General features: G+C 63.6%; 21 protein-coding genes and 1 pseudogene. 9 read left to right on the forward strand and 13 right to left on the reverse strand.

Features of this window, described 5'->3' with window-relative positions:
* The first annotated feature begins 122 nt into the window (after positions 1–122).
* The gene (locus tag NKH42_RS19450) at positions 123–2,846 is read left to right on the forward strand and encodes an ATP-dependent helicase (RefSeq protein WP_352687609.1); all 2,724 of its coding nucleotides are present in this window, start codon (positions 123–125) and stop codon (positions 2,844–2,846) included.
* A gap of 9 nt (positions 2,847–2,855) precedes the next feature.
* Here the strand turns inward: NKH42_RS19450 and NKH42_RS19455 are convergent, their stop codons facing one another.
* The 5 genes from NKH42_RS19455 to NKH42_RS19475 form a co-directional block, all read right to left on the reverse strand.
* Positions 2,856–3,905: an ABC transporter permease gene (locus NKH42_RS19455; protein WP_352687607.1), complete on the reverse strand. Its 1,050-nt coding sequence runs from the start codon at positions 3,903–3,905 to the stop codon at positions 2,856–2,858.
* Positions 3,902–4,699 carry an ATP-binding cassette domain-containing protein gene (locus NKH42_RS19460; RefSeq protein ID WP_352687605.1) on the reverse strand — a complete coding sequence of 266 codons (798 nt, stop codon included), beginning with the start codon at positions 4,697–4,699 and terminating at the stop codon, positions 3,902–3,904. The genes NKH42_RS19455 and NKH42_RS19460 overlap by 4 nt, the downstream gene beginning before the upstream one ends.
* An 86-nt stretch (positions 4,700–4,785) precedes the next feature.
* Complete coding sequence (locus NKH42_RS19465; protein ID WP_352687603.1) at positions 4,786–5,799, reverse strand: substrate-binding domain-containing protein; 1,014 nt, start codon at positions 5,797–5,799, stop codon at positions 4,786–4,788.
* A 165-nt stretch (positions 5,800–5,964) separates the two neighbouring features.
* Positions 5,965–6,870 carry a sugar phosphate isomerase/epimerase family protein gene (locus tag NKH42_RS19470; RefSeq protein WP_502896055.1) on the reverse strand — a complete coding sequence of 302 codons (906 nt, stop codon included), beginning with the start codon at positions 6,868–6,870 and terminating at the stop codon, positions 5,965–5,967.
* Positions 6,870–7,904: a Gfo/Idh/MocA family protein gene (locus tag NKH42_RS19475; protein WP_352687600.1), complete on the reverse strand. Its 1,035-nt coding sequence runs from the start codon at positions 7,902–7,904 to the stop codon at positions 6,870–6,872. Before NKH42_RS19475 ends, NKH42_RS19470 begins: the two co-directional genes overlap by 1 nt.
* A 196-nt stretch (positions 7,905–8,100) precedes the next feature.
* On the opposite strand from NKH42_RS19475, the gene NKH42_RS19480 reads away from it, so the two are divergent.
* Together NKH42_RS19480 and NKH42_RS19485 are read left to right on the forward strand one after the other, a co-directional pair.
* Positions 8,101–9,126, forward strand: coding sequence for a LacI family DNA-binding transcriptional regulator (locus NKH42_RS19480; protein WP_352687598.1), 1,026 nt, complete (start codon positions 8,101–8,103; stop codon positions 9,124–9,126).
* A gap of 309 nt (positions 9,127–9,435) precedes the next feature.
* A complete protein-coding gene (locus NKH42_RS19485) occupies positions 9,436–10,914 on the forward strand; it encodes an esterase-like activity of phytase family protein (protein WP_352505620.1) in 1,479 nt (492 codons plus the stop codon).
* Between the two features lie 147 nt (positions 10,915–11,061).
* On the opposite strand, the pseudogene NKH42_RS19490 reads toward NKH42_RS19485, so the two are convergent.
* Positions 11,062–11,846: pseudogene (locus tag NKH42_RS19490) on the reverse strand (L,D-transpeptidase).
* A gap of 198 nt (positions 11,847–12,044) precedes the next feature.
* Here NKH42_RS19490 and NKH42_RS19495 point away from each other — a divergent pair.
* Complete coding sequence (locus NKH42_RS19495; RefSeq protein WP_352505619.1) at positions 12,045–13,517, forward strand: MATE family efflux transporter; 1,473 nt, start codon at positions 12,045–12,047, stop codon at positions 13,515–13,517.
* Between the two features lie 9 nt (positions 13,518–13,526).
* Here the strand turns inward: NKH42_RS19495 and NKH42_RS19500 are convergent, their stop codons facing one another.
* Complete coding sequence (locus NKH42_RS19500; protein ID WP_352687594.1) at positions 13,527–14,735, reverse strand: MFS transporter; 1,209 nt, start codon at positions 14,733–14,735, stop codon at positions 13,527–13,529.
* A 156-nt stretch (positions 14,736–14,891) separates the two neighbouring features.
* On the opposite strand from NKH42_RS19500, the gene NKH42_RS19505 reads away from it, so the two are divergent.
* Positions 14,892–15,467 carry a TMEM175 family protein gene (locus NKH42_RS19505; protein WP_352505617.1) on the forward strand — a complete coding sequence of 192 codons (576 nt, stop codon included), beginning with the start codon at positions 14,892–14,894 and terminating at the stop codon, positions 15,465–15,467.
* Between the two features lie 7 nt (positions 15,468–15,474).
* Here NKH42_RS19505 and NKH42_RS19510 read toward each other — a convergent pair whose 3' ends face one another.
* Positions 15,475–15,756, reverse strand: coding sequence for a hypothetical protein (locus tag NKH42_RS19510; protein ID WP_029351415.1), 282 nt, complete (start codon positions 15,754–15,756; stop codon positions 15,475–15,477).
* A gap of 130 nt (positions 15,757–15,886) precedes the next feature.
* On the opposite strand from NKH42_RS19510, the gene NKH42_RS19515 reads away from it, so the two are divergent.
* Positions 15,887–16,759: an SDR family NAD(P)-dependent oxidoreductase gene (locus NKH42_RS19515; RefSeq protein WP_352687592.1), complete on the forward strand. Its 873-nt coding sequence runs from the start codon at positions 15,887–15,889 to the stop codon at positions 16,757–16,759.
* A 69-nt stretch (positions 16,760–16,828) separates the two neighbouring features.
* Here NKH42_RS19515 and NKH42_RS19520 read toward each other — a convergent pair whose 3' ends face one another.
* From NKH42_RS19520 to NKH42_RS19530, 3 genes are all read right to left on the reverse strand, one after another.
* On the reverse strand, positions 16,829–17,260 hold the full coding sequence (locus tag NKH42_RS19520) for a low affinity iron permease family protein (RefSeq protein WP_031211766.1): 432 nt from the start codon (positions 17,258–17,260) through the stop codon (positions 16,829–16,831).
* Between the two features lie 168 nt (positions 17,261–17,428).
* Positions 17,429–18,070: a DapH/DapD/GlmU-related protein gene (locus NKH42_RS19525; RefSeq protein ID WP_352505614.1), complete on the reverse strand. Its 642-nt coding sequence runs from the start codon at positions 18,068–18,070 to the stop codon at positions 17,429–17,431.
* 96 nt (positions 18,071–18,166) lie between these two features.
* Positions 18,167–18,655 (reverse strand): CreA family protein, encoded by a 489-nt coding sequence (locus NKH42_RS19530; RefSeq protein ID WP_254818969.1) that lies wholly within the window; start codon positions 18,653–18,655, stop codon positions 18,167–18,169.
* Positions 18,656–18,860: 205 nt separating this feature from the next.
* Here NKH42_RS19530 and NKH42_RS19535 point away from each other — a divergent pair, with 205 nt between their 5' ends.
* The gene (locus NKH42_RS19535) at positions 18,861–19,439 is read left to right on the forward strand and encodes an SCO family protein (RefSeq protein ID WP_352505613.1); all 579 of its coding nucleotides are present in this window, start codon (positions 18,861–18,863) and stop codon (positions 19,437–19,439) included.
* 11 nt (positions 19,440–19,450) lie between these two features.
* Positions 19,451–20,323 (forward strand): 50S ribosomal protein L11 methyltransferase, encoded by an 873-nt coding sequence (locus tag NKH42_RS19540; protein WP_352687590.1) that lies wholly within the window; start codon positions 19,451–19,453, stop codon positions 20,321–20,323.
* A gap of 39 nt (positions 20,324–20,362) precedes the next feature.
* On the opposite strand, the gene NKH42_RS19545 is transcribed toward NKH42_RS19540, so the two are convergent.
* The gene (locus tag NKH42_RS19545; RefSeq protein WP_254818972.1) at positions 20,363–20,707 is read right to left on the reverse strand and encodes a hypothetical protein; all 345 of its coding nucleotides are present in this window, start codon (positions 20,705–20,707) and stop codon (positions 20,363–20,365) included.
* Between the two features lie 36 nt (positions 20,708–20,743).
* Between NKH42_RS19545 and NKH42_RS19550 the strand changes: the two genes are divergently transcribed.
* Positions 20,744–22,588, forward strand: a complete 1,845-nt coding sequence (locus NKH42_RS19550) for an aminopeptidase P family protein (protein WP_352505611.1) — start codon at positions 20,744–20,746, stop codon at positions 22,586–22,588.
* Here the strand turns inward: NKH42_RS19550 and NKH42_RS19555 are convergent.
* Positions 22,578–23,462, reverse strand: a complete 885-nt coding sequence (locus tag NKH42_RS19555) for a LysR family transcriptional regulator (RefSeq protein ID WP_352505610.1) — start codon at positions 23,460–23,462, stop codon at positions 22,578–22,580. The genes NKH42_RS19550 and NKH42_RS19555 overlap by 11 nt on opposite strands.
* Positions 23,463–23,619: the final 157 nt, after the last annotated feature.

A 23,619-nucleotide genomic window follows, 5' to 3' on the forward strand; every position in this document is an offset into this window, starting at 1 on the left:
CATCGCATGCCCGGCGTTTTGGTTAGCAGACCCATTCAGATTTGTGAGTCTACCGACTGGACAGAGAACAAAACGGAGACGCTTCTGGCCTTTCGCTGCCGAATCACTACATTCGGGGAGAGATGTCCGGCTTTTCGGAAGACATGCCCTTTTTTGACGAACCGAACGCGCGGCCCGTGGCCCCGTCGGGCATTGCCGCGCGCGCCATGGCTGCCCGCAGCAACCAGAACAACGCGCCCGATTATCTCAACGGCCTCAACCCCGAGCAGCGGCTGGCGGTGGAAACCACCGAAGGCCCGGTGCTGGTGCTTGCCGGCGCGGGCACCGGCAAGACGCGGGTGCTCACCACCCGCATCGCCCACATCCTTGCCACCGGCAAAGCCTTCCCTTCGCAGATCCTCGCCGTCACCTTCACCAACAAGGCGGCGCGCGAGATGAAGCAGCGCATCGGCCTGTTGATCGGCGAAGGCAATGTCGAGGGCATGCCATGGCTCGGCACTTTCCACTCGATCGGAGTGAAGCTGCTGCGCCGACACGCCGAGCTGGCCGGGCTCAAATCCGACTTCACCATTCTCGACACCGACGACGTGGTGCGCCTGATCAAGCAGCTGATCCAGGCCGAAGGGCTGGACGACAAGCGCTGGCCGGCCAAGCAGTTCGCTCAGATGATCGACGGCTGGAAGAACAAGGGCCTCGGTCCCGCCGACATCCCCGAGGGCGATGCCCGTGCCTTCGCCAACGGCAAGGGCCGCGAGCTCTACAAAGCCTATCAGGAGCGGCTGCAAACGCTGAACGCTTGCGACTTCGGCGATCTATTGTGCCACCCGATCCGCATCTTCCGCGCCAATCCGGACGTGCTGAAGGAATACCACAAGCGCTTCCGCTACATCCTCGTTGACGAGTATCAGGACACCAACACCGCGCAATACATGTGGCTGCGGCTGCTGGCGCAGCGGCCGCAATCCTCCCCCCTTGAGGGGGAGGTGCCCGCGAAGCGGGCGGAGGGGGTTGCCGCAGAAGGCACCGCTAGGGCGTCGAGCACTGCCGCCGGTAGGTCGAGTACTGCCGCACGGACCCCACCCGACCGGGCTTCGCCCGGCCACCCTCCCCTCAAGGGGGAGGGAAGCCCGCGCCTGTCCACCGTAAATATCTGCTGCGTCGGCGACGACGACCAGTCGATCTATGGCTGGCGCGGCGCCGAGGTCGACAACATCCTGCGCTTCGACAAGGATTTTCCCGGCGCCACCATCATCAGGCTGGAGCGCAACTACCGCTCGACCGCGCACATCCTGGGCACCGCCTCCCACCTCATCGCCCACAATGAGGGCCGTTTCGGCAAGACGCTGTTCACCGAAAAGATCGCCGAGGACGACGAGAAGGTGCATGTCCACGCCGCGTGGGATTCCGAGGAGGAGGCCCGCGCCGTCGGCGAGACGATCGAGGCCTACCAGCGCCAGAAGCACAATTTGAACGATATGGCGATTCTCGTCCGCGCCTCCTTCCAGATGCGCGAATTCGAGGACCGCTTCGTCACGCTCGGCCTCAACTATCGCGTCATCGGCGGCCCGCGCTTTTATGAGCGGCTCGAGATCCGCGATGCGCTGGCCTTCTTCCGGGTCGTCGCGCAAGGCGCCGACGACCTCGCTTTCGAGCGCATCGTCAACGTGCCGAAGCGCGGCTTGGGCGAGGCCACCATCCGCCAGATCCATGATACCGCACGCGCGCTGCGCATCCCGATGCTGGAGGCGGCGGCAAAACTTGCCGAGAGCGACGAGCTGAAGCCGAAGCCGCGCGCGGCACTGCGCGAGGTGTCGGCCAATTTCGAGCGCTGGCAGAAGGCGCTGGAAACCACGCCGCACACCGAGCTCGCCGAGACCATACTGGAGGAGAGCGGCTACACCGACATGTGGAAGAACGACCGCTCGGTTGAAGCGCCCGGTCGGCTCGAGAACTTAAAAGAACTGATCCGCTCCATGGAGGAGTATGAATCGCTGCGCTCTTTCCTCGAACATGTCGCGCTGGTGATGGACGCCGAGCAGAACGCCGAGCTCGACGCCGTCAACATCATGACGCTGCATTCGGCCAAGGGCCTCGAATTCGAAACCGTCTTCCTGCCCGGCTGGGAAGAAGGCCTGTTCCCGCACCAACGTTCCCTCGACGAGGGCGGCCGCTCAGGGCTGGAGGAGGAACGCCGCCTCGCCTATGTCGGCCTGACCCGCGCCAAGAAGAACCTGCACATCTGGTTCGTCTCCAACCGCCGCATCCACGGCCTCTGGCAATCGACCATCCCGTCGCGCTTCCTTGACGAGCTGCCGGAAGCCCATGTCGAAGTTTCCGAGAGCGGCAACTCCTATGGCGGCTACGGCAATGCCTATGGTGGCGGCTCGTTCGCCTCCGGTCGTGGCGGCCAAGGTGCAGGCAGGCAGAACCCTTATGGGGCATCGCGCTTCGACAACATCGGCGGCAATAACGGCGCCGAAAAATCCGGCGCTTTCTCCAGCACCTATGCGACGCCGGGCTGGCAGCGCGCTCAAGCCAACCGCACCGAAGCCACCGACCGCAATTGGGGCACGCGCTCCGGCCATCAAGTCGAGCGCATCGGCTATGGCGAAACCGACTCCGGCTACGGCGCCGGCCGCACCTCGGTCAAGGGCCGCACCATCGACGGCGAGCTGGTCGCCAAATCCGTCGCCGACACGCCGTCCCCCTTCAGCGTCGGCGACCGCGTCTTCCACCAGAAATTCGGCAACGGCAACATCTCGGCCATCGAAGGCAACAAGCTGACCATCGACTTCGACAAAGCCGGCCAGAAACGCGTACTGGACGGATTTGTCACGGGAGTGTGAGGCCGCCGGTCACCGATACCGCGCCTGGTTCCACTTATGGCCGAGCAGCGACAGGATGATGATCAGCCCGTTGAAGAACTGGACGTAGAAGCCGCTCAGTCCAGCCGCGACGACGCCGGTCTGGATGAAAGAGACCGTGACCGCGCCGATCGCGCCGCCGACGACCGTGCCGATGCCACCCCAGGTCGGCGTGCCGCCGACGAACACCGATGCCAGCACCGGCAGCAGGTATCCGTCCCCCGCCGTCGGCCACCAGGTGAAGTTGATCATCACCGAAAACGTGCCGGCGATCGCAGCGCCGATGCCGACGAAGACGAACACTTTTACGCGCACGCGCTTGACGTCGATACCCATCTGCTGGGCGCTGTCTGGATTGTCGCCGACCACCTTGACCTGCGCGCCGAAGCGGTGGCGGTTGTAGAGCAGCGCCGACAGCACGACGAAGCCGACGGCCCAGAAGATCTGCACCGGAATGCCATAAAGCTGGCTGGAGAAGATCTTGTAGGCCCAGCTGTCGGCAAGGCCGGTCAGTGCCGTCGACCTGCCCTCGTTGATGATCTGGATCAGGCCGCGCAGCAGGAAATTCATGCCGAGCGTGGCGATCAGCGACGACAACCCGCCATAGACGACCAGGGAGCCGACCAGGAAGCCGAGCAGCATGCCGGTGACCATTGCGGCGGCGATGCCGAGGAACGGGTCGTAGCCGGCCTGCACGACCAGCGCAAACACCCAGGAGGCAAAGCCCATTGTCGCCGGAAACGACAGGTCGATCTCACCACAGGTGACGACGAAGACCAGCGGCACAACTACGAACAGCGCCACCGGCAGCGTGGTCAGCACGGAACTGTAGAGATACCAGGTGGTGAACACGATCGGGTTGGCGATCATGAACACCGCCATCATGACGATGAACACGGCAAGCGTGCCGAGCGAGGCGCGGTTGTCGAGGATGAACCCGCGCAGCCAGTTGTCGGACGGGTGTCTCCACTCTTTCCCGGCGGTTTCGCCATGCGTGCCGCCGAGGGGGCTCTGCAGATCGGGTTCCATGGTCTTGCTCATCGTGCCGCCCTCCCCGCATCGCCCGCGTCGTGCAACCCCGGCAATCCGCTGGGGTGGGCGACGTCTTCCATGAAATTGATCAGGTCGTCGGCCGATTTGACCTCGCTGCGGTCGGCGGTGAGCGCGACCTTGCCGCGATCCAGCACCACGAAGCGATCGGCGATATCGAAGACGTGGTGGATATTGTGGCCGATGAACAGGATCGAGCGCCCGCTCGCCCGCACCTGGCGCACGAAGTGGAAGACCTTGGCGGTCTCGGTCAGCGATAGCGCGGTCGTCGGTTCGTCGAGGACTATCAGCTCCGCCTTCTTATAGATGGCCCGCGCGATCGCCACGCCCTGGCGTTCGCCGCCCGAGAGCTGGCCGACGATCGACTGTGGCGTGAACACTTTCGAGGTGAAGCCGATCTCGCGCATCAGCCGGCTCGCCTCCGCGATCTCCTTGTTGACCTTCAGCCAGCCAAGCCAGCCGGTGAGTTCGCGGCCCATGAAGATGTTGCGCACGATTGTCTGCTGCACGGCGAGCGCCCGGTCCTGGAACACCGTCTCGATGCCGGCGTCGCGCGAGCGCGCAGGGCTCCATCCGGTCACCGGTTTGCCGCGGACGAGAATCTCGCCGCTGGTCGGTTTGACCACGCCGGACAGGATCTTGATCAGCGTCGACTTGCCGGCGCCGTTGTCGCCGATCAGGCCGACCACCTCGCCGCGATCGACGCTGAGATTGACCCCGCCCAGCGCATAGACCTGGCCGTAGGACTTGCTGATGTCGCGCAGTTCGATGATGCGTTCGGCCATGGCGATCCTCGCTTGATTGTCGCGTGCCGGCCTTTTCGCCGGCGGTCCCGCCGGCCGGGCTTGATCCCGGCCGGCGGCTTGGGAGGTCAGCGCAGCGCCTGCTTGGCGAGCTCGGCGACGATCTCGTAATTCTGCGGCGTGACGAAGCCGGCGCCGGTGTCGACATTCATCGGTGCGAGACCCAGCACAACCTGCTGGCAGAGGCTGAGGATCGGCAGATAGCCTTGCAGGAACGGCTGCTGGTCGGCCGTCAGCTGCACCCAGCCGCCCTTGAAGCCCTCGACGATCTGCGGGCTGGTGTCGAAGCCGAAGTTGAAGATATCGCTCGGCTTCCTGCCCGCCGCCTGCATGTAAGTCGGGACGTTGCCCAGCATCTGTCCGCCGGGATAGCCAACCGCCTTGACGTCGGGATTGTTGAGCAGTGCCGCGGTGATCACCGGAAGGGCCAGATTTGGGTCGGAAGCCCATTCGCCGCTCGGTGGCGAGGAGAGCTGTATGACCTCGACGCCCGCTTCCTTGAGGGCAGCGACAGTGCCGCGTTCTCGCGCGCCGCGGCTCTCGTTCTCGAACGGGCCGATCATGATTGCCTTGTCGCCGGCCTTGAGCCCGGCCAGCTTGACCGCCTCGGCGCCAAGCGCGCGGCCCTGCTGCTCCTGCTGGGCACCGACATAGCCGCCGCCGAACGCCGCCGTGACCGTCGGCACCGGCACGTTCTGGTACATCATCTTGATGCCGTCCTTGTGCGCCTGTTCGGCCAGCGGCATGATCGCGGCGTCGCCGGGGTGGCCCATCATGGCGATGCCTTGGGGCTTGACCGCGACAGCCTCGCGCAATTGCTGCACCATCTTCTCGACATCCCACTGGGAAAAGATGTAGTCGACCTTCGGCCCGAGATCGGCCGCCGCCTGCTTGGCGCCATTATAGACGATGGTGCCGAAGGCATCGCCCTCGGCGCCGCCGACGAAGAAACGGATATGGACATCCTTACACCACTGGGCATCGAGCGCCTGCGCCGGCAGGGTCGAGAGCGCGGCGGCGAGCGCCATCGCGGCCGCCGCGACGGTCGAGCGCAGAACTGTCCTTCTCATCGTAATGCTCATGCACTTATCCTCCCTTTGTTCCCTCGCTAGCCGAGGGGTTTTGACGATCGCTTCGGCATTGCGCCGCAATCTTTCGCTGGCCGGCACCTCCCGCCGGCTTGTCCTGTTTTTATGCATGTCGTTATCGCAAAACCGCTGGGCACTTTTGCGCGACATGCATTAGCCTCACACCGGGTTCGGCAGGTAGCTCGCGCCTCCCCGGCATTGTTGGAGATAATCCAGTGCCTGCGCCTGGCCGGTGATCTCGAGATCGCCGCGGTAGACCGGGTCGTGCCAGCCCTCGATGTCGATGGCGCCCTTGTAGCCGGCCAGCCGCAGCTCGCTGATCACCCGCGTCCAGTCGCTATCGCCGAAGCCAGGGGTGCGCATCTGCACGAACGGCAGGCGACCGAACACGCCATGTTCGCGGATCACGTCCCAGCGCACCGTCGCGTCCTTGCCGTGGACGTGGAAGATACGCGGCGCCCATTTGCGGATCTGCGGGATCGGGTCGATCAGATAGACCAGTTGGTGGCAGGGCTCCCACTCCAGGCCGAGATTGTCGTCCGGCAATTCGTTGAACATCAGCTCCCAGGCGTCCGGATTGTGGGCGATGTTCCAGTCGCCGCTGGCCCAGTTGCCGTCCATGGCGCAGTTCTCGAAGGCGATGCGCACGCCCTTGTCGGCGGCCCGCTTTGCCAGCTTCCCCCAGACCTCGCGGAAACGCGGCAGGCTGTCGGGCAGCGGCTTGCCGCGGATGCGGCCGGTGAAGCCGCTGACCAAGTTGGTGCCGAACAGATGCGCGTTGTCGATGATCGTTTCCCAGGCCTGGAGGACGCCGCGATCGACTTCGCCGCTCTCCAGCGGATTGCCGAACACGCCGATCGACGAGACGACGACATCGGCATCGCCGATCGCCTCGCGGATCTCGCCTGACAGCCGCGGAATGTCCTTGCCGCCCAGCGTCTGCCAGAAAAACGGCTGGATGCTCTCGAAGCCGAGCGGCAGAATCTGCCTGACATAGGCGGCCAGGTCGTCCAGATTGGCCCGCACCATTGTGCCGATCCTGATGTCGAGCAGCGGGTTTGGCATCATGATCCTTCCTGTGCAGCGATGGCGACCCGGCGCCCGGTTTCGGCGCTCTCGATCGCAGCGAAAACCATGGCCAGGCTCTTGATGTTGTCGGCGCCGCGCGTCTCCGGCTCGGTGCCGGTCTCGACGGCGCGGACGAAATCCTGGATGATGCCGAGATGGCCGCCGACGCGATCTGCCGGGTCGAGCGGCGGCACGGCTATCGGTTCGGTGCGGTCGAACAGGCCTTCACGGACCGGCCGCACGACTTCCGCCTTCAGTCCGTCCGCGCCGTCCCAGACAATGCTGCCGCGCTCGGCGACGATCCGCCATGTGCTGTCCCAGCTGGTACGGAAGCCGGCCGCGCACCAGCTGCCGGCATAGGTGAACAGCTTGCCGCTGCCGAGGTCGAAGCTTGCGGTTGCCGACGACCCTTGCCGATACCAGGAGTTGGCCGGCTCCCACTCGTGGCAATAGACGCCGGCCGGTTCGCCGGCCACCATGTAGCGGGCCGCATCGAATGTGTGGATCGCCATATCGAGCAGCAGCACATGGCGCATCTCTTCGCGAAAACCGCCGAAATGCGGCGCAACGAAGAAATCGGCGTGGATGCTGGTTGGCGCACCAATGGCGCCGGAATCGAGAAAGCGCCGGATGCGCCTGACATTGGCGACATAGCGGCGGTTCTGCACGACGGCATGGATGCGGCCGGCGCTGCGGGCCGCCTCGACAATGGCACGCGCATTGTCCGGGCTGTCGGCCAGCGGCTTTTCGGTCAAGAGATGGCAATGGTGGGCAAAGGCGGAAAGCGCGACCTCGCGGCGGGCGGCGGGAACCACGACGTCGAATACCGCGTCGGGCCTGGTCTGGTCGAGCACGGCGTCGAGCTCGGTTCCGATGACGGCGCCGGAAAGCTCGTATTCGCGCGCCCTTGCCCGCGCCCTTTCGGCGTCGATATCGACCAGGCCGACAATGGCGAGCCCGTCGATCTGCTTGGCCGCATCGAGCCAGGCTTTGCTCATCGCGCCGCAGCCGACCAGGACGACATTGATCATCCAGCACTCCTCCCTCTCGGCCCCTCCAGACCGATCGTCACGGCGTTCACGGCAGGGCCGCAAACGTTCTTCCGTAAACGTTTACGAGAACACACCCGATGGCGTAGAATGTCAATTGGCCGATAGCGAAAAACGTGATGCCGGCTTGGCCTGAAGAGCGGCCGGTGCTAGCCAAGCAAGGGGGGAGAACTGTCCTTTGGCGTCCAGTATTCACGACCTTGCACGTCACCTGAATATTTCCATCGGCACGGTGTCGCGCGCGCTCAACGGCCGCGCCGACGTCAATGCCGACACGCGTCAGCGCGTGCTCGATGCGGCCAAGAAGCTGAACTATTCACCGAACCAGTCCGGCCGCAGCCTGCGGCGCGGCGCTACCCATTCGATCGCCTTCATGCTGCAGCCGCATCCGGGCGACCAGGAATATGGCGAGCCGTTCTTCATTCCGTTCCTGACCGGGTTGCAGGCCAAGCTCGCCGAAAGCGGCCTCGACCTGATCGTAGTGATGGGCGCGCCGGGCGACTATCAGCAGGAGCGCCTGCGCCGTGTCGTCGAGACGCGGCGGGCCGATGCGGTGGTGCTGGCCTGGACGCGGCGCGAGGACGAGCGCATCGACTATCTGACCCAGGCCGGTTTCCCGTTCGCAACGCTCGGCCGCAGCCGCACCGGCGGCGATTCCTATCCCTCGCTCGACCTCGATTTCGAAAAAGCCGGGGCTGACGCGGTCGATCGTCTCGTCGCGCGCGGTCACCGCCGCATCGCCGCCATCCGCCCGTCGCTCGACCTCAATTTCGGCTATCTGTTCCTCGCCGGCTATCGCAAGGCGTTGCGGCGGCACGGCATCGAGTTCGACCCCGAACTGATCGCCGACGGCTTCATCAACGAGGCCGGCGGCTACGCCGTGACGCCGAAGGTCATGCGCTCCAAGGACCCGCCGACGGCCATCATCTTCAACAACGACGCGATGGCGCTTGGCGGCTGCAAGGCTTTGGCCGAGGCGGGCATCAGGCCCGGCCACGACGTCGCGGTGATCGTCATCGTCGACACGCCGCTTTGCCGCTATTTTTCGCCGGCGCTGACCGGCTTCCGACCGGCGCTGGAGCCGATGGGCGAGCGGTTGGCCGAAATGCTGCTGGCATCGATTCCGGCTTACGCCGGCGCCGAAGGCGCACGCATCATCCGTGAAGTCTGGCCGCTGGAACTGATCGCGCGCGACAGCGATTGAATCGCGGCACTTCCCTTCTCCCCTTGGGGAGAAGGTGGCCGAGCCCACGGGTCTTGCCTTCGGCAAGCCAGAGGACAGGCTCAGCTCGGTCGGATGAGGGTGCTCCAGCTCGGCACCGAGGCACTCCGTCCAGCACCCCTCTTCCGTCTCGGCGCTGCGCGCCGATCCACCTGCTCCCACAAGGGACGAAGGAACAAGCGCCCTCTGTCACGCAAGTATCATGTTCGCGTCCTAGACCTTTTTCGGAAAGCGCTGGCGGCATGTCGATGCGACGCCCGCTTCGGCTGTTTTGTCACAAAGAGGATTTCCATGAAAAACCTGCACCGAAACGCGTCCCTCGCGGTCGCGCTGGCGATGTTCACCGCCTTGACTCCGGCCTTGGCTGAAAACGCAGCGACCGTCGGCGGCGTCAGCTTCGTCAACAAGGGCCTGGTCGGTGTCGGTCGCATCCCGGCCAGCCAAAGGGACAAGTTCGGCGAGACGTTTGGCTCCGGCTCGGGCATGGCGATCGACGCTGCCGGCTGGACGCATGGCGCCGATGGCTATAAGGGCTCGCTGTGGCTGCTGCCGGATCGTGGCTACAATGTCGTCGGCACCACCGATTACCGTCCGCGCATCAACACGATTGCCATCGAATTCGCCCAGATCGCACCGGGTGCGGCACCAGCCGCCGGCCAGGAACAGTCGGGCCTCAAGGCAACCCTTGCCGACACCATGCTTTTGACCGACGACAAGGGCGCCGACGCAACCGGCCTCGATCCGCTCAACGGCGTGCGCGCCGCGACCGACGACATGCCGATCCTGCCCGAAGCCAACGGCAAGCTCGCGCTCGATAACGAGGCGATCGTGCGGCTGCCCGACGGCACCATGTTCATCTCGGACGAATATGGTCCGAACATCTACCACTTCTCCGCCGATGGGCGTCTGATGTCGGCAACGCAGTCGCCGGCGGCGCTTGTCCCGATGCGTCATGGAACGCCGAACTTCGCGTCCAACAATCCGGGACCGGGCGCGGCAGACCCAGATCCGACGGATCCCGAAACCGGCCGTCAGAACAACCAGGGCCTCGAAGGCATGGCACTGACGCCGGACGGGAAGTTCCTGATCGCTGTGCTGCAATCGGCCCCCAGACAGGATGGCGGCGATTCCGCTTCGACGCGCCAGAACACGCGCGCGCTGGTCTACGATGCCTCGGATCCGGCCCAACTCAAGCTTGCGCATGAATATGTTGTGCCGCTGCCGGTGTTCACCGATGCCAAGGGCAAGACCAAGATTGCCGCGCAGAGCGAAATCGTGGCTCTGTCGGACAAGACCTTCCTGATGCTGGCGCGCGACAGCGGCAACGGCCAGGGGGTGAAGGGCGACACCTCGCTCTATCGCGAGATCAGCGTCGTCGATGTGTCGGCGGCAACCGACATCGCCGGCACCGAGTTCGACAAGGACAAGCCGGTTGCGCCCAAAGGTGAGCTCGATCCCTCGGTGACGCCGGCCAAGCTGACGCCGTTCATCGACATCAACGACAAGACCGAGCTCGGCCACTTCGGGCTGCACAATGGCGCGCCCAATGACCGCAACAACCTTTCGGAGAAGTGGGAGGCGATGTCGGTGGTGAGCGTCCTCGATCCAACACGGCCCGACGACTATTTCCTGTTCGTCGCCAACGACAATGACTTTCTCACCCAGGACGGCTTCCAGGTCGGCGCGGCCTACAAGGCCGAAGATGGCGCCGATGTCGACACGATGTTCCTGGTCTATCAGGTCACGCTTCCAGGCCTCGCCGGGAAGTAGCGACACCCCCAGGCAGGCGGACGCGCCGAACGCGTCCGCCTGCCTGGCACGATCGAACGGTCGGGCCCTTCAGTTGCGGCTCGCCGGCACAAGGATTGTGTTCTAGTGGGTTTGCAAAACCTAAGACTGATGATCCGTCGAAGGCACTTACCTCAACATCTCCGCGTCCTTTGGCACGCCCGCATCGATCGGCTCGGCCGTCCTGTCCGACACGGCGGCGATCTTCCCGGCGGCCGACAGGTTCGGGCGCACGAAGACCGGCGCGACGCCGTCGACGCGGCTGTAGAGGTCGATAATGTCCTGATTCATGAAGCGCACACAGCCGGAGGAAGCGTTCTTCCCGATGGAATCCCACTCCGGCGTGCCGTGCAGCCGGTACATCGTGTCCTTGCCGTCGCGGAAGAGATATAGCGCGCGTGCGCCCAGCGGGCTGTGCGGGCCGGGCGGCATGCCGTCCTTGTATTTCGCAAGTTCCGGCCGGCGCTGGATCATCTCCGGCGGCGGCGTCCAGACCGGCCACTTCTTCCTCGCCTGAACCACGGCGCTGCCGGTCCGAAACCGGCCTTGCCGAGGCTGACGCCATAGCGAATTGCCTTGCCGCCGTCGCGCACCAGATAGAGGAAGTGCTCGGAGGTATCGACGACGATCGTGCCGGGTTTTTCTCCGGTCGGATCGGACACGATTTGGCGCACGAATTTCGGATCGACCTTGGCTACCGGGATTGCCGGCAGTTGATAGCCCTCGTCGACGCGCGCCGCATACATACTTGCGGCATCGCCGAAAGCCGGATCGCTTGGCGCCGCGGTCACTGGCGGCGCCGCTACGTCCGTCGTGGTGCACGCCGAAAGAGCCACGGAGGCCGCGCCCAAAGCGGATGCACCAAGAAACGCACGCCGGTTCAGGCGCTCAAAAAACAGCGGAATATCGGACATGAACCCCCGGCTTGCCCATGAGATCTAGGAAAGATGCGGCCCCACGCGTGCAGGATCAATATACGATTCCGGAAGCTTTGAGAACATGATTGGATCAAGGCACGCCAGGCGGAATTCGCAACGCTGCGTCGACCTGTCTCGTTAAATCGGCAATCATTGCGGACCGGACTCAAGATAGCCTTCGCCGAGTTGCCTGCCATGGACGACAAGATGCCCGCACGCCGGCGGACCAGCGACCTCACCAGTGGACCTATCCCGCGTACATTGCTGCTGTTCGCCCTGCCGGTGCTCGGCTCCAATGTTCTGCAGTCGCTCAACGGCTCAATCAATGCCGTCTGGGTCGGTCGTTTCCTCGGCGAAGCGGCGCTGACCGCCACGTCCAATGCCAACCTCGTGCTGTTTCTCATCCTCGGCACCGTCTTCGGCATCGGCATGGCGGCGACCATCCTGGTCGCGCAATCGGTCGGCGCCCGCGATCTGCCCGAAGCCCGCCGCATCGTCGGCACCAGTGCCACCTTCTTCTTCCTTGTCTCGGTGGTGTTCGCGGTCTGCGGCTGGATCTGGGTCGATACAATCCTCAATGCGCTCGGCACGCCGGCCGATGCGTTGCCGCTGGCGCGTTCCTATCTGCGTATCATTTTTCTCGCCGTACCGATGATGAACCTGCTGTCCTTCGTCATGATGGTGCTGCGCGGCGCCGGCGATTCGCGCACGCCTTTCCTATTCATGGCGCTGGCCGTCGTGCTCGACGTCATTTTGAACCCGTTGCTTATTCTCGGCATCGGCCCGTTCCCCGAACTCGGCATCGCCGGCTCGGCCACCTCGACGCTGATCGGCCAGACGGTAAGCGTGCTTGCCATCCTGATCGTGCTTTATGCGCGCAAGCACCCGCTGCGGCTGGCCGGCGTCAATCTTGCTCTGCTGCGGCCGGACCCGGCGCTGCTGCGCATTGTCGTCTTCAAGGGCGTGCCGATGGGCCTGCAGATGATCGTCGTCTCGTCCGCGGCGCTGACTGTGATGGGCATGGTCAATGCCTACGGCTCGCAGGTCGCGGCTGCCTACGGCATAGCCGCCCAGCTCTGGACCTATATCCAGATGCCGGCGCTCGCCATCGGCGCCGCGGTCTCGTCCATGGCGGCGCAAAATGTCGGCGCCGGGCGCTGGGACCGGATCGGCCGCATCGCCGCGTCCGGCGTCGGCTTCAACCTTGTGCTTACCGGCGTGCTTGTCGCGCTGCTGTTCGTATTCGATCGCGCGGTGCTCAGCCTCTTCCTCAGCAGCGACAGTGCAGCGATCGACATCGCCACTCACATCAACAAGGTCGCATCCTGGTCCTTCATCCTGTTCGGCATCACCATCGTGCTCTTCGCCACTGTGCGTGCCACGGGCGCGGTGATGCCGCCGCTGATCATCCTGGTGATCTCGGTACTTCTGGTGCGCACCAGCTTCGCCTATTTCTTTCGAAGTGCGATCGGTGAGGAAGCGTTGTGGTGGAGCTTTCCGGCCGGCTCTATAACCTCGCTCGTGCTGGCCGCGGCCTATTATCGCTTCGGCCGCTGGCGCAGCCTGCACATGATCGAAAGCCGGCCGGCTGCCGGCGAACCGCCGGATACCGGCCTCGGCGTACCGCGCCAGCGCGCGCATCTTTCGCCCGAGACACCGAACGGCTGAAAGGTCGGCTCAGCGCGCGTATTTCGCGCCAAACCCGAGAGCGACCAGGGAAAAGACGACAATCATGCCGGCAAAGGCCAGGCTTGCCACGGTCGCACCTGCCACCGTCGACAGAACGCCGATGCCGATGACCGGCAGCGCGTTGCCGCAAAAACAGCAGATGAAGAAGGCCGAGACGACTTCGGCGCGCCGGGCCGCCGGCGCGATCTCGTTCACCACTTGCAAGCCGCCGCGATAGCCGAGCGCTGCCGCCACGCCGCACAAGGCGGTCCCGGCAATCATTATGGCCATCGAGGCGAAGACCTGCGCCGCAACAATCAGCGCGACGGTTGGGATCATCAGCGCAAGCGCCGCGAACATCGCGGCTCGGCTCGAAAGACGTGCCGTCACTACAATGGTGGCGGCCGTCACGATTGCCAATTCAAAGAACAGAGCGCCGGCTTCGGCATGGTTGGTTACCTGCAGCTGCTGCGCCAAAATGCTCGGTGCGAGTGCTGCATAAAAGCCGACCAGCGCCATTGCGCCAAAGCCGGTCACCGCCGGCGCAACGAAACTTGCGCGGATGTCATCGGGCACGGAAAGCCGCGGCCGCATCGAAACGTCAGCCAGTTTCCCCGGCCGCGAAACGGTTTCCCGCGTGCGCCAGACCAGCAGGGTTACAGTCGCGAGCATCGCCAGGTAGACGACGAATGTCAGCCTGAGCGGCCAGGGCGCGTATTCGGCGAGCAACCCGGCCCCCAGCGCACCGAGGCCGAGGCCGAGAAAATTGGTGCTGGTGGCAATCGTCGCCGCCTGTGACTTGTCGTCGGTCGGGAGCAATTCGGCGAGCCAGGCGGTGCCGGTGCCCGCGCCGACGCCGATTCCCAGTCCGCTCAGAATTCGGGCGATGTCGAGCCAGGCGACATTTTCGGCGAACAGGAAAACCACCGCGCTGACGACGGCCACCGCCATCCCGGCCAATGCCATTGGACGGCGCCCGATGACATCGGACACACGCCCTAACATCAGAAGCGCTGCCAGATTGCCGATGACATAGACGGCGTAGACCAGCGTCAAAGTGATCTGCGAGAAGCCGAAGACCTGCTTGTAGATGATGTAAAGTGGCGTCAGCGCCGTGCTGCCGGCGAAAAGGGCCGCAATCATGGCGGCCACGGCGGCCGCTGCAGCGCGGCCGCCGAGTTCGTGATCGCGCGTCATGACTTGAGCGTGAGCTGTCATTTTTTCGACCTTTTGCTGTTCGGGATCTGACATCCTAACGCCTTTTTCGCGTCAGCCGTTCCCCCTCCCCGGCTTGCTCCTGACAAGTTTGGCATCTTTGCCGATGGCGCTGAGCGAGATCCTCTTTTAACTTCAGCGGATTGTCAGGGGAGATTCATGGGCAAGGGACGAGTCGAGGCATTCACCGATGGCGTGGTCGCCATCATCATCACCATCATGGTGCTGGAATTGAAGGTGCCGCATGGCGAGGATTTTTCCGCGCTGGCACCAGTCTGGCCGATATTCCTCAGCTATGTGCTGTCCTTCATCAATGTCGGCATCTACTGGAATAATTTGCACAACATGTTCCATACCGTGCAGCGGGTCGACGGCCGCGTGCTGTGGGCGAACCTCAACCTGCTGTTCTGGCTATCGCTGATGCCGGCGACGACAGCCTTCATGGGTGAGAACCATTTCGCGCCGGTGCCGGTTGCCGTCTATGGCGTCGACCTGGCGCTCTGCGCCATCGGCTTCAACATCCTCACCCTGGCCCTGCATCGACTGCACGGCAACGAGACTCTCTTCGCCAGGGCGTTGGGCAATGACCTCAAGGGAAAGATCTCGCTGGTCCTCTATCTTTCCGCCATCGCGCTGACCTTCGTCAATCACTGGATCGGTGTCTCGATCTATGTCCTGGTGGCGATGATCTGGTTCGTGCCGGACAGGCGCTTCGAGCGGCTGATCGAGAAATAGGCCCCCTCTAGCCTCGCATTGCTTTCAGCTTTTCCGCTACCGAAGCGGCAAGGTCGGCGTAGCGCTCCTCCAGCCGCTCGGCCGCCTTGATCACTGAAAAATCATGGCCGAATTTTTCCAGCGCCATGCGCAGCTTTTCGACAAATTCGGCCTGTTTTTCGAGCGCCGAAAACAGCGTTTTCACTTGCGCTTCGCTGATGTCGGGATTGGCGAGCATCTGCGGCACCTCGCGGCTCATCTGGTCGCCGGTTGCGGTCTGTTCTTTCAGGATCTCGATCCAGTCGGTCAATCGTCAGGTCTCCTTTTTCGATATCAGCATGCGCAGCGCCCGCCGACGCGGTCAACCCGAAGATGCCGGCACCGGCTTGCGCGAGTCTCGTTCCGCGCTAAGTTCGCCGCGGCCAGAACAGGAGAAAATCATGACCACCGACGCCGAGATCCAGACCGCCCTGCCCGCACTTGCCTCAGGCAATGTCGCCGTCGTTACCGGCGCGGCCAGCGGCATCGGCCTTGCCGCCGCCAAAAGGCTGGCGGCGATGGGCATGAAGATCGTGCTGGCCGATATCGGCGGCGCACGCCTCGATGAGGCCCGGCGCGCCGTCGCCGCCATCGCCGGCGACAGCGCCGTGATTGCCATTGCCACCGACGTTTCGAAAGCCGACGAGCTCGACCGCCTCGCCGAAAGGACGTCCGGCACTTTCGGCGACGTCTCGCTGCTGATGAACAATGCCGGCGTCGGCAACAATCCCGGCAAGCCGTGGGAAAGCCGCGACGCTTGGAAACGGCTGCTGGACATCAATTTCTGGGGCGTCGTCCATGGCGTCGAGGCGTTCGCGCCGCGCATGCTGGCGGCGGGAAAGCCCGGCCTGATCGTCAACACCGGCTCCAAGCAAGGCATTACCACGCCGCCCGGCAACCTCGCCTACAACGTTTCCAAGGCGGGCGTGAAGACCTATACCGAAGGCCTGGCGCACGCGCTGCGCAACGAGCCGGGCGCCAGTGTCGCGGCGCATCTGCTTATCCCCGGGTTCACTTTTACCGGCCTGACCGAAGGCGCCGCCGAAAAGCCGGCCGGAGCCTGGACCGGCGAGCAGGTCATCGACTTCATGCTGGCCTCGCTGTTGCGTGGCGATTTCTACATCCTGTGTCCCGATAACGAGGCGACCCGGTCCATGGACGAAAAGCGCATGGCCTGGGCGATTGGCGACATCATTGAGAACCGTCCTGCTCTGTCGCGCTGGCATCCGGACTACAAGGATGCTTTCGCGGCATTCATGACACGCAGCGCATGATCCCGAACCGAAGATCACCGTAGCAAAGAATCGGATCCGATGTTCGCAGGTATGCGCCGGACCTTTATATCACGCCGCCGCATGCTTCTTCGTGTTCCGCTTCTTCGCCATGGCTTTCTCGGCTGCCAACTCGGCAAGCTTCTGATCATGCCGCTTCGCTGCCTGTTCGCATTTCTTGCGGATCTCTTCGACTTCGGTCTCAGTCAGGTGTTCGATACCGATGAAGGTGTTCTGGGCTGTGCTGACCCGGATCAATTCGTCGAGCTTCGCCTGGATCGCGGCGCCATCGCGGTTCTGGGTGTTCTGAATGAGAAACACCATCAGGAAGGTGACGACCGTCGTGCCGGTGTTGATGACGAGCTGCCACGTGTCCGAAAAGCCGAACATCGGCCCGCTTGCAGCCCAGACGACGATGATCAGGAAACAGACGGCAAACGTCGGCGGCAGGCCGGCAAAATGGGCGACGTTGTTGGCGATCCTGGTGAAAAGCTTCTCAATCATTCAAACTCCCTCAGCAGCCGGGCGACGAACCCGGACGGAAGCCGAGTTCATTGTGTCTGCAGAAACAGTTGGCAGCCGCTCCTGGTTCCCTCGCGGCGGAAGGTCGCGGGTACATTGTTGGAGGAGCAGATCGCGCAGGCCGTCGGACCGCTTGCAGATAGCCCGAACTCAGGCGGCGTCGTTTTCCCAGCGGTCGAGGAAAGCCTCGATGGGCAAGGCCTGCATGTCGGGGACTGCCCTGGCCAGTTTCTCGACCGGCCAGTCCCACCAGGCAAGACGTTCGATCCGGGCCGCAGTTCCCGCGCTGAAGCGCTGCCGCAATGGCCTGGCCGGAACGCCGGCGACGATTGCATAGGCCGGCAGGTCTCGCGTCACCACCGCGTTGGCACCGACGATCGCGCCGTTGCCGATCACTATGCCAGGCATGATCACGGCGCTATGGCCGATCCAGACATCATGGCCGATGCTGACGGCTCTCGCCCGCCGCCGGTCGCGGAATGCCTGATCGACACCCAGCCAGCGGAAGTACTCGTTGGGCCGATAGCTGATTTTGTGCTGCGTCAGCCGCTCGACCGGATGCTCCAGCGCATTGATGCGGCTGTTGGCGGCGATCGAGCAGAATTTGCCGATCGTCGTATAGATCGCCTCGGCGTGGCGCTCGAAGTAGGAAAAGTCGCCGACCGTCACCTCGCGCAGGATGACCCGCTCGCCGATCGACGCGTAGCGTCCAAGCTTGCACGCCTTCAGCTCCGCCGTCGGATGGATGCGCGGCTCGGGATCTTTCAGGACAAGGTGTTCGGGACGGTCCATGCGCGCGCTTTACGCCCGCGCGCATAGTCTCGCAAGCCGAGTGCAGCGCCGCGCATCCGTTTGGACGCGCCAAGGACCCTGTAGCACCTTCAGTCTCTATTTCGGCTTGCCGCTGGTCCACACCACGTTCTGGCCGTAGAGCGGCACGGTGGTGACCGACATTTTTGCCGAGCCATCCTGCACCTGGCGTGAATGCGACAGGTAAATCAGCGTCTCGTTGGCCTTGTCGTAGATGCGGTTCACCACCTGCTTTTTCCAGATCAGGCTGATGCCTTGCTTGAACACCTCCTCGCCGGCCTCGCTCATGTCGATGTCGCCAATGGTGATCGGCCCGGTCTGGCGGCAGGAGATCGAGGAATCGGACGGGTCCTCGAACCAGTTGCCTTTCTGCAGGCGGTCGATCATGCCACGGTCGAAATAGGAGACGTGGCAGGTCACGCCCTCGACCTTCGGATCCTTGATCGCCTCGACGATGATATCGTTGCCGAGCCAATCGACGCCGACCTTGCCGACTTCCTCGGCGGCGGCCGCGCCGGCGCCAATGACAAGGCATGCGGCTAACGCGCCGCCAATCAGTTTTCGCAAAGAGGCCTCCTGCGGTTCAAATTTTGCCGACCTCAGGTGGGACGAACGGCAGCGCTTTGCAAGCAGATCGCCTCCCACAGGATTGCCGGTTGCGGCAACGCGACATCTTTGCGTCGGCGCGACCGAACCGCTAAGAGTGTTCGCCAAGCCAGGGCCTTCACGGCGCCAACCCGGCGCCCGATGGAATAACGACGGACTTTCACTGATGATGCGTTCAATTCTGGTCGGTATTCTCGTCCTGATGGCCGCCGGAATCGGCTGGCTCACCTTCGACTGGTACCGCGGACATTATGGCGGCGAGCCGTTCGGAGCACCGTTCACGCTGGTCGACCAGAAGGGCGCGCCGGTCACCGAAGCCGCGTTTCGCGGCCACCCCAGCGTCGTCTTCTTCGGCTTCACGCACTGTCCGGAAGTCTGCCCAACCACGCTTTTCGAGTTGGCCGGCTGGCTGAAGACGATGGGCGACGACGGCAAGAACCTGCGTGCCTATTTCGTTACGGTCGACCCGGAGCGCGATACGCCCGAAATCATGAACACCTATGTCAGCAATTTCTCCGATCGCATCCTCGGCATATCAGGCGATCCGGACAAGGTCCACGCCATGGCCAAGTCCTTCGGCATCTACTGGAAGAAAGTCGACACGAACGACGGCGACTACACGATGGACCACACCGCTTCGGTGCTGCTGCTCAACGGCAAGGGCGATTTCGCCGGCACCATTGCCTATGGCGAAAGCCCGGACGCCGCCATCGCCAAGCTCAAGCGGCTGGCGGCGGAAGGTTGACGTATCCGGGAATGACGCAGACGCGTTTGTATTTCACCGCGGGCAAGATCGAGGCTGATCGCATCTTCGCGGCGCTCGGTGCGGCGTTCGACGAAGAGGGCCTGCCGGTTGCGGTGCTCGAGGTCGACGAGGACCGCGATATCCACGAAGTATCGCTCTATGCCGACGACGACGTCGATGCGGTCGAGGCACGGCTTAGGGACATCCTGGCCGGACTGTCGCTGTCGAAACCGATAGAGCGAGAAGCGCTGCCCGACATCGACTGGGTGGCGCGCTCGCTGGAGGGATTGAAGCCGGTACGGGCCGGGCGCTTCTTCGTCCACGGCGCGCATGACCGCAGGAAGCGCCACAGCGGCGAACTCGCCATCGAGATCGAGGCCGGCCTTGCCTTCGGCACCGGCCATCACGGCACCACCGCCGGCTGCCTCGAAATGCTGGAGCAGGTCATACAGCGCGAGCATCCGCGCAACGCGCTCGACCTTGGCACTGGCAGCGCGGTGCTCGCCATCGCGGTGGCCAAGCTCGCGCATGTTCCGGTGCTGGCAACGGACATCGACCCGGTCGCCGTCAAGGTGGCCGCTGCCAATGCGCGGCTGAACCACGTCAAGGGGCTCATTGAAACGGTAGCGGCGCCCGGTTTTCATCATCCGATCTTTGCCGCGCGTGCGCCCTTCGACCTGATCGTCGCCAACATATTGGCGCGGCCGCTGATGCGTCTGGCGCCGCAAATGGCCGGGCATATCGCGCTCGGTGGCTCGATTGTTTTGTCGGGCATCCTCGAGCGCCAGCGCGATGCGGTAATCGCGGCCTATGTCCGCCAGAAATTCCGGCACGTCCGCACCTTGCACCGCGAGGGCTGGGTGACGATTCACCTCAAGCGCTGAGGCGCGACGCTTTCAACGCAAGCCGGAACCTGCTCGGACCTAGCGCGAGTTCGCCGCTTTCTTCAGCTGTTCGCGATCGTAGCCGTGAGCTTTCAGCGTTTCGTCATCAAAGCCAAGCAGAACGCCGCTCACATACCGGCTCGCTTCGCGCTGGCGAGCTTCGATCAGCGCTTTCACAGCGTTTCTGAAAAATCCGCGTCTGGCTGAAATCGAGGACATGACGGTCTCCTTTGCAGGGCAACAGGACTTTTCCTCCACGTTAAGAAGGTAAGCTCTGCTGACGCTTTTTGAAATCGCCGATTCTGCATGGCCTCCATGCACAAAAAGACACTGCGGCGACCAGGGATGATCGTTCCGAAAATCGATTCCGATTTTCGAAGTCATGCGCTACGGTCGCGCCATCATTCGAGGAGAGCCGACATGTTCCAGTCCTTCGATTCCGCCGGCGATCCGGCCGTTGGCAAGCCGCGCGTGGCAATGCTGCGCCAATGGTTGGCGTCGAACGGGCTGGATGGCTTCATCGTGCCCCGTGCCGACGAGCACCAGGGCGAATATGTCGCCGACCGCTCGGCACGGCTGAAATGGCTGACCGGCTTCAGCGGCTCGGCCGGTGTCGTCATTGTACTTGGCGAGCGCGCCGTCATGTTTGTCGACGGGCGCTACACGCTGCAGGTGCGCCAGGAGGTCGATCTCGACATCTTTTCGATCGAGAGCCTTGTCGACAACCCGCCGGCCAACTGGATCAAGGACAATCTCGGCAAGGGCGTGCGATTGGGCTTCGATCCGTGGCTGCATACGATCAGCGACGTCAAGGCGCTGAAAGCCTCGGCCGAGAAATCCGGCGCGACACTGGTGCCGCTCGAAGAGAATCCGATCGACGCGATCTGGCAGGACCAGCCTGGACCGCCACTGGCGCCGGTCGAGATCCACCCGATCGGCTTTGCCGGCGAACTGGCTAAGGACAAGCTGGTGCGGCTGGCAGCGGCCATCGAGAAGGATGGCGCCACCCATGCCGTGCTGACCGACCCCTCCTCGATTGCCTGGGCCTTCGACATCCGTGGCGGTGACGTACCGCACACACCGCTGGCGCTCGGCTTTGCCGTGCTGGCCGCCGACGGCTCGCATCTGCTTTTCATGGACCAGCGCAAGTTTTCGCGCACCGTTGCGGCCTACCTGACGCAGCTCGCCGAATTGCACGAACCAGGTGAATTCGGATCGGCAATCGTCACCCGGGCCAAGGGCGGCGCAAAAATCGCGCTGGACCCGGTTCTCGCGGCGGACAAGCTCAGAATGCTGGTCGAGGATAATGGCGGCACCGTCATTGCCACGGCCGATCCGGCCCGCATTCCACGCGCAACAAAGAACAAAGCTGAGATCGCCGGCGCCCGCGCCGCACATCGCCGCGACGGCGCCGCGGTCGCCAAGCTGCTGTGCTGGCTCGACCGCCAGAAGCCCGGCACGCTCGACGAAATCGCCGTTGTCACCAGGCTTGAGGAGACGCGCCGTCAGACCGGCGAAGAAACGCAGATGCCGCTGCGCGACGTATCGTTCGACACCATCTCCGGCGCCGGCCCTAACGGCGCCATCATGCACTACCGCGTCTCCCGCGCCACCAATCGCAAGCTGGGGGATGGCGAGCTGTTCCTGCTCGATTCCGGCGGGCAGTACCAGGACGGCACCACCGACATCACCCGCACCGTGCCGATCGGCGCGCCGACCGAAGAGATGCGCGAACGCTTCACGCTGGTGCTGAAAGGCATGATCGGCATCTCCATGCTGCGCTTTCCCCAGGGCACGCGCGGCTCCGAAATCGATGCGGTGGCGCGCCTGGCGCTATGGAGACACGGCTGCGATTTCGCCCATGGTACCGGGCACGGTGTCGGGTCCTATCTTGCCGTGCATGAGGGCCCGCAACGTATCGCCAAGACCGGCACCGAAAAGCTGCTAGCCGGCATGATCCTCTCCAACGAGCCCGGCTATTACAAGGAAGGTTCCTACGGCATCCGCATCGAGAACTTGATTCTGGTGACACCGGCCGAGGCAATCGAGGGCGGCGACATCGCCATGCACGGCTTCGAGACACTGACGCTGGCGCCGATCGACAAGCGGCTGGTCCGATCGGACCTTTTAACCCGCGACGAGTTGCATTGGCTTGACGAATACCATGCGCGCGTACTGGCCGAGATTGGACCGATGCTCGACGGCGAAACGCTGGCCTGGCTGGAAAAAGCAACCGCCCCTCTGCCGCACGACTTCAAGCAATAGCCGCGGCCGCAACGCCGAGTGACAGACTTTGCTCCGCAAGCAGTCCCTGCAAAGCCGTGACGTTGGGAGAATCGGCTCCCTTGCGCCAAAACAACACCGTGACGGCGTTGTCTTCGTCAGCGGGCAGTTCGTGCAGATTTAGCCAGTGGCTCTCTGGGAAACCCGAAAGCACACTTTTCGGCATCAGCGCTATGCCCATGCCAGCCACCACGCAACCAAGGATGGCATGGTATGAACCAAGCTCGATGGTTTTCTCGGCCATGAACCCTCTTCGCGCATACCATTGTTCCAGCCGCCGGCGGTGCGGGCAGCCGTGCTCGAAGGCTATCATTGTTTTGGGCATGTCCAGGCGGTCGTCGATCGAAACGCGCGATGCCGCCGAGACAATGACCAGCTGCTCGTGAAATGCGGGCAGCTTTTCGAACGGAGCGTCGGCGATCGGCTCGGCGGCGAACGCTGCATCGAGGTCGCCGGCAAGCATGGCCGTCGCGAGAACCTGCGGATTGCCGGTGCGCAACTGGATTTCCACGTCGGGATGACGTGCGTGATATTCGGCGAGCAGACTTGGAAGCCGTGCCGCGGCGGTGCTCTCCATGGCACCTAGGCGAAGCGTGCCGCGCGGGCGTGGATCAAGCATCGCCGTTCGCGCCTCCTCTGCAAGCGCCAGCAACCGATCCGCATACCCGACCAATTTGTGACCGGCGGGCGATACGTGCAGGCGCTTGCCCTCCCGGATAAACAGCTGCACGCCGAGATCCTCTTCGAGCTGCCGGATGCGTGTGGTCACGTTCGATTGCACGCGAAACAGTTTTTCCGCCGCCCTGGTGATTCCGCCCTCGCGCACCACCGTGCGGAAGATGCGCAGATCGGCCAAGTCCATACATCTCTCCTGGAGAACATAACGATCTTAATTATTCATTTTAGCTGATTATGCCTTTCCCGTAAATCGCCGGTGTAGCTGCCGATGAACACGGCAAACCTGGCGAGATGGAAATGTCGCGTGAGCCCTTCGGCATCCAGCCGACCGATCT

The sequence above is a fragment of the Mesorhizobium sp. M1142 genome, from assembly GCF_040318565.1.
Taxonomy (GTDB): domain Bacteria; phylum Pseudomonadota; class Alphaproteobacteria; order Rhizobiales; family Rhizobiaceae; genus Mesorhizobium.

Excerpts from the sequence above, each read along its gene's own strand:
- NKH42_RS19450 (WP_352687609.1), top strand. The coding sequence starts at position 123 with ATGTCCGGCTTTTCGGAAGACATGCCCTTTTTTGACGAACCGAACGCG.
- NKH42_RS19455 (WP_352687607.1), bottom strand. The coding sequence starts at position 3,905 with ATGAGCAAGACCATGGAACCCGATCTGCAGAGCCCCCTCGGCGGCACG.
- NKH42_RS19460 (WP_352687605.1), bottom strand. The coding sequence starts at position 4,699 with ATGGCCGAACGCATCATCGAACTGCGCGACATCAGCAAGTCCTACGGC.
- NKH42_RS19465 (WP_352687603.1), bottom strand. The coding sequence starts at position 5,799 with ATGAGCATTACGATGAGAAGGACAGTTCTGCGCTCGACCGTCGCGGCG.
- NKH42_RS19470 (WP_502896055.1), bottom strand. The coding sequence starts at position 6,870 with ATGCCAAACCCGCTGCTCGACATCAGGATCGGCACAATGGTGCGGGCC.
- NKH42_RS19475 (WP_352687600.1), bottom strand. The coding sequence starts at position 7,904 with ATGATCAATGTCGTCCTGGTCGGCTGCGGCGCGATGAGCAAAGCCTGG.
- NKH42_RS19485 (WP_352505620.1), top strand. The coding sequence starts at position 9,436 with ATGAAAAACCTGCACCGAAACGCGTCCCTCGCGGTCGCGCTGGCGATG.
- NKH42_RS19495 (WP_352505619.1), top strand. The coding sequence starts at position 12,045 with ATGGACGACAAGATGCCCGCACGCCGGCGGACCAGCGACCTCACCAGT.
- NKH42_RS19500 (WP_352687594.1), bottom strand. The coding sequence starts at position 14,735 with ATGACAGCTCACGCTCAAGTCATGACGCGCGATCACGAACTCGGCGGC.
- NKH42_RS19505 (WP_352505617.1), top strand. The coding sequence starts at position 14,892 with ATGGGCAAGGGACGAGTCGAGGCATTCACCGATGGCGTGGTCGCCATC.
- NKH42_RS19515 (WP_352687592.1), top strand. The coding sequence starts at position 15,887 with ATGACCACCGACGCCGAGATCCAGACCGCCCTGCCCGCACTTGCCTCA.
- NKH42_RS19520 (WP_031211766.1), bottom strand. The coding sequence starts at position 17,260 with ATGATTGAGAAGCTTTTCACCAGGATCGCCAACAACGTCGCCCATTTT.
- NKH42_RS19525 (WP_352505614.1), bottom strand. The coding sequence starts at position 18,070 with ATGGACCGTCCCGAACACCTTGTCCTGAAAGATCCCGAGCCGCGCATC.
- NKH42_RS19535 (WP_352505613.1), top strand. The coding sequence starts at position 18,861 with ATGATGCGTTCAATTCTGGTCGGTATTCTCGTCCTGATGGCCGCCGGA.
- NKH42_RS19540 (WP_352687590.1), top strand. The coding sequence starts at position 19,451 with ATGACGCAGACGCGTTTGTATTTCACCGCGGGCAAGATCGAGGCTGAT.
- NKH42_RS19545 (WP_254818972.1), bottom strand. The coding sequence starts at position 20,707 with ATGACTTCGAAAATCGGAATCGATTTTCGGAACGATCATCCCTGGTCG.
- NKH42_RS19550 (WP_352505611.1), top strand. The coding sequence starts at position 20,744 with ATGTTCCAGTCCTTCGATTCCGCCGGCGATCCGGCCGTTGGCAAGCCG.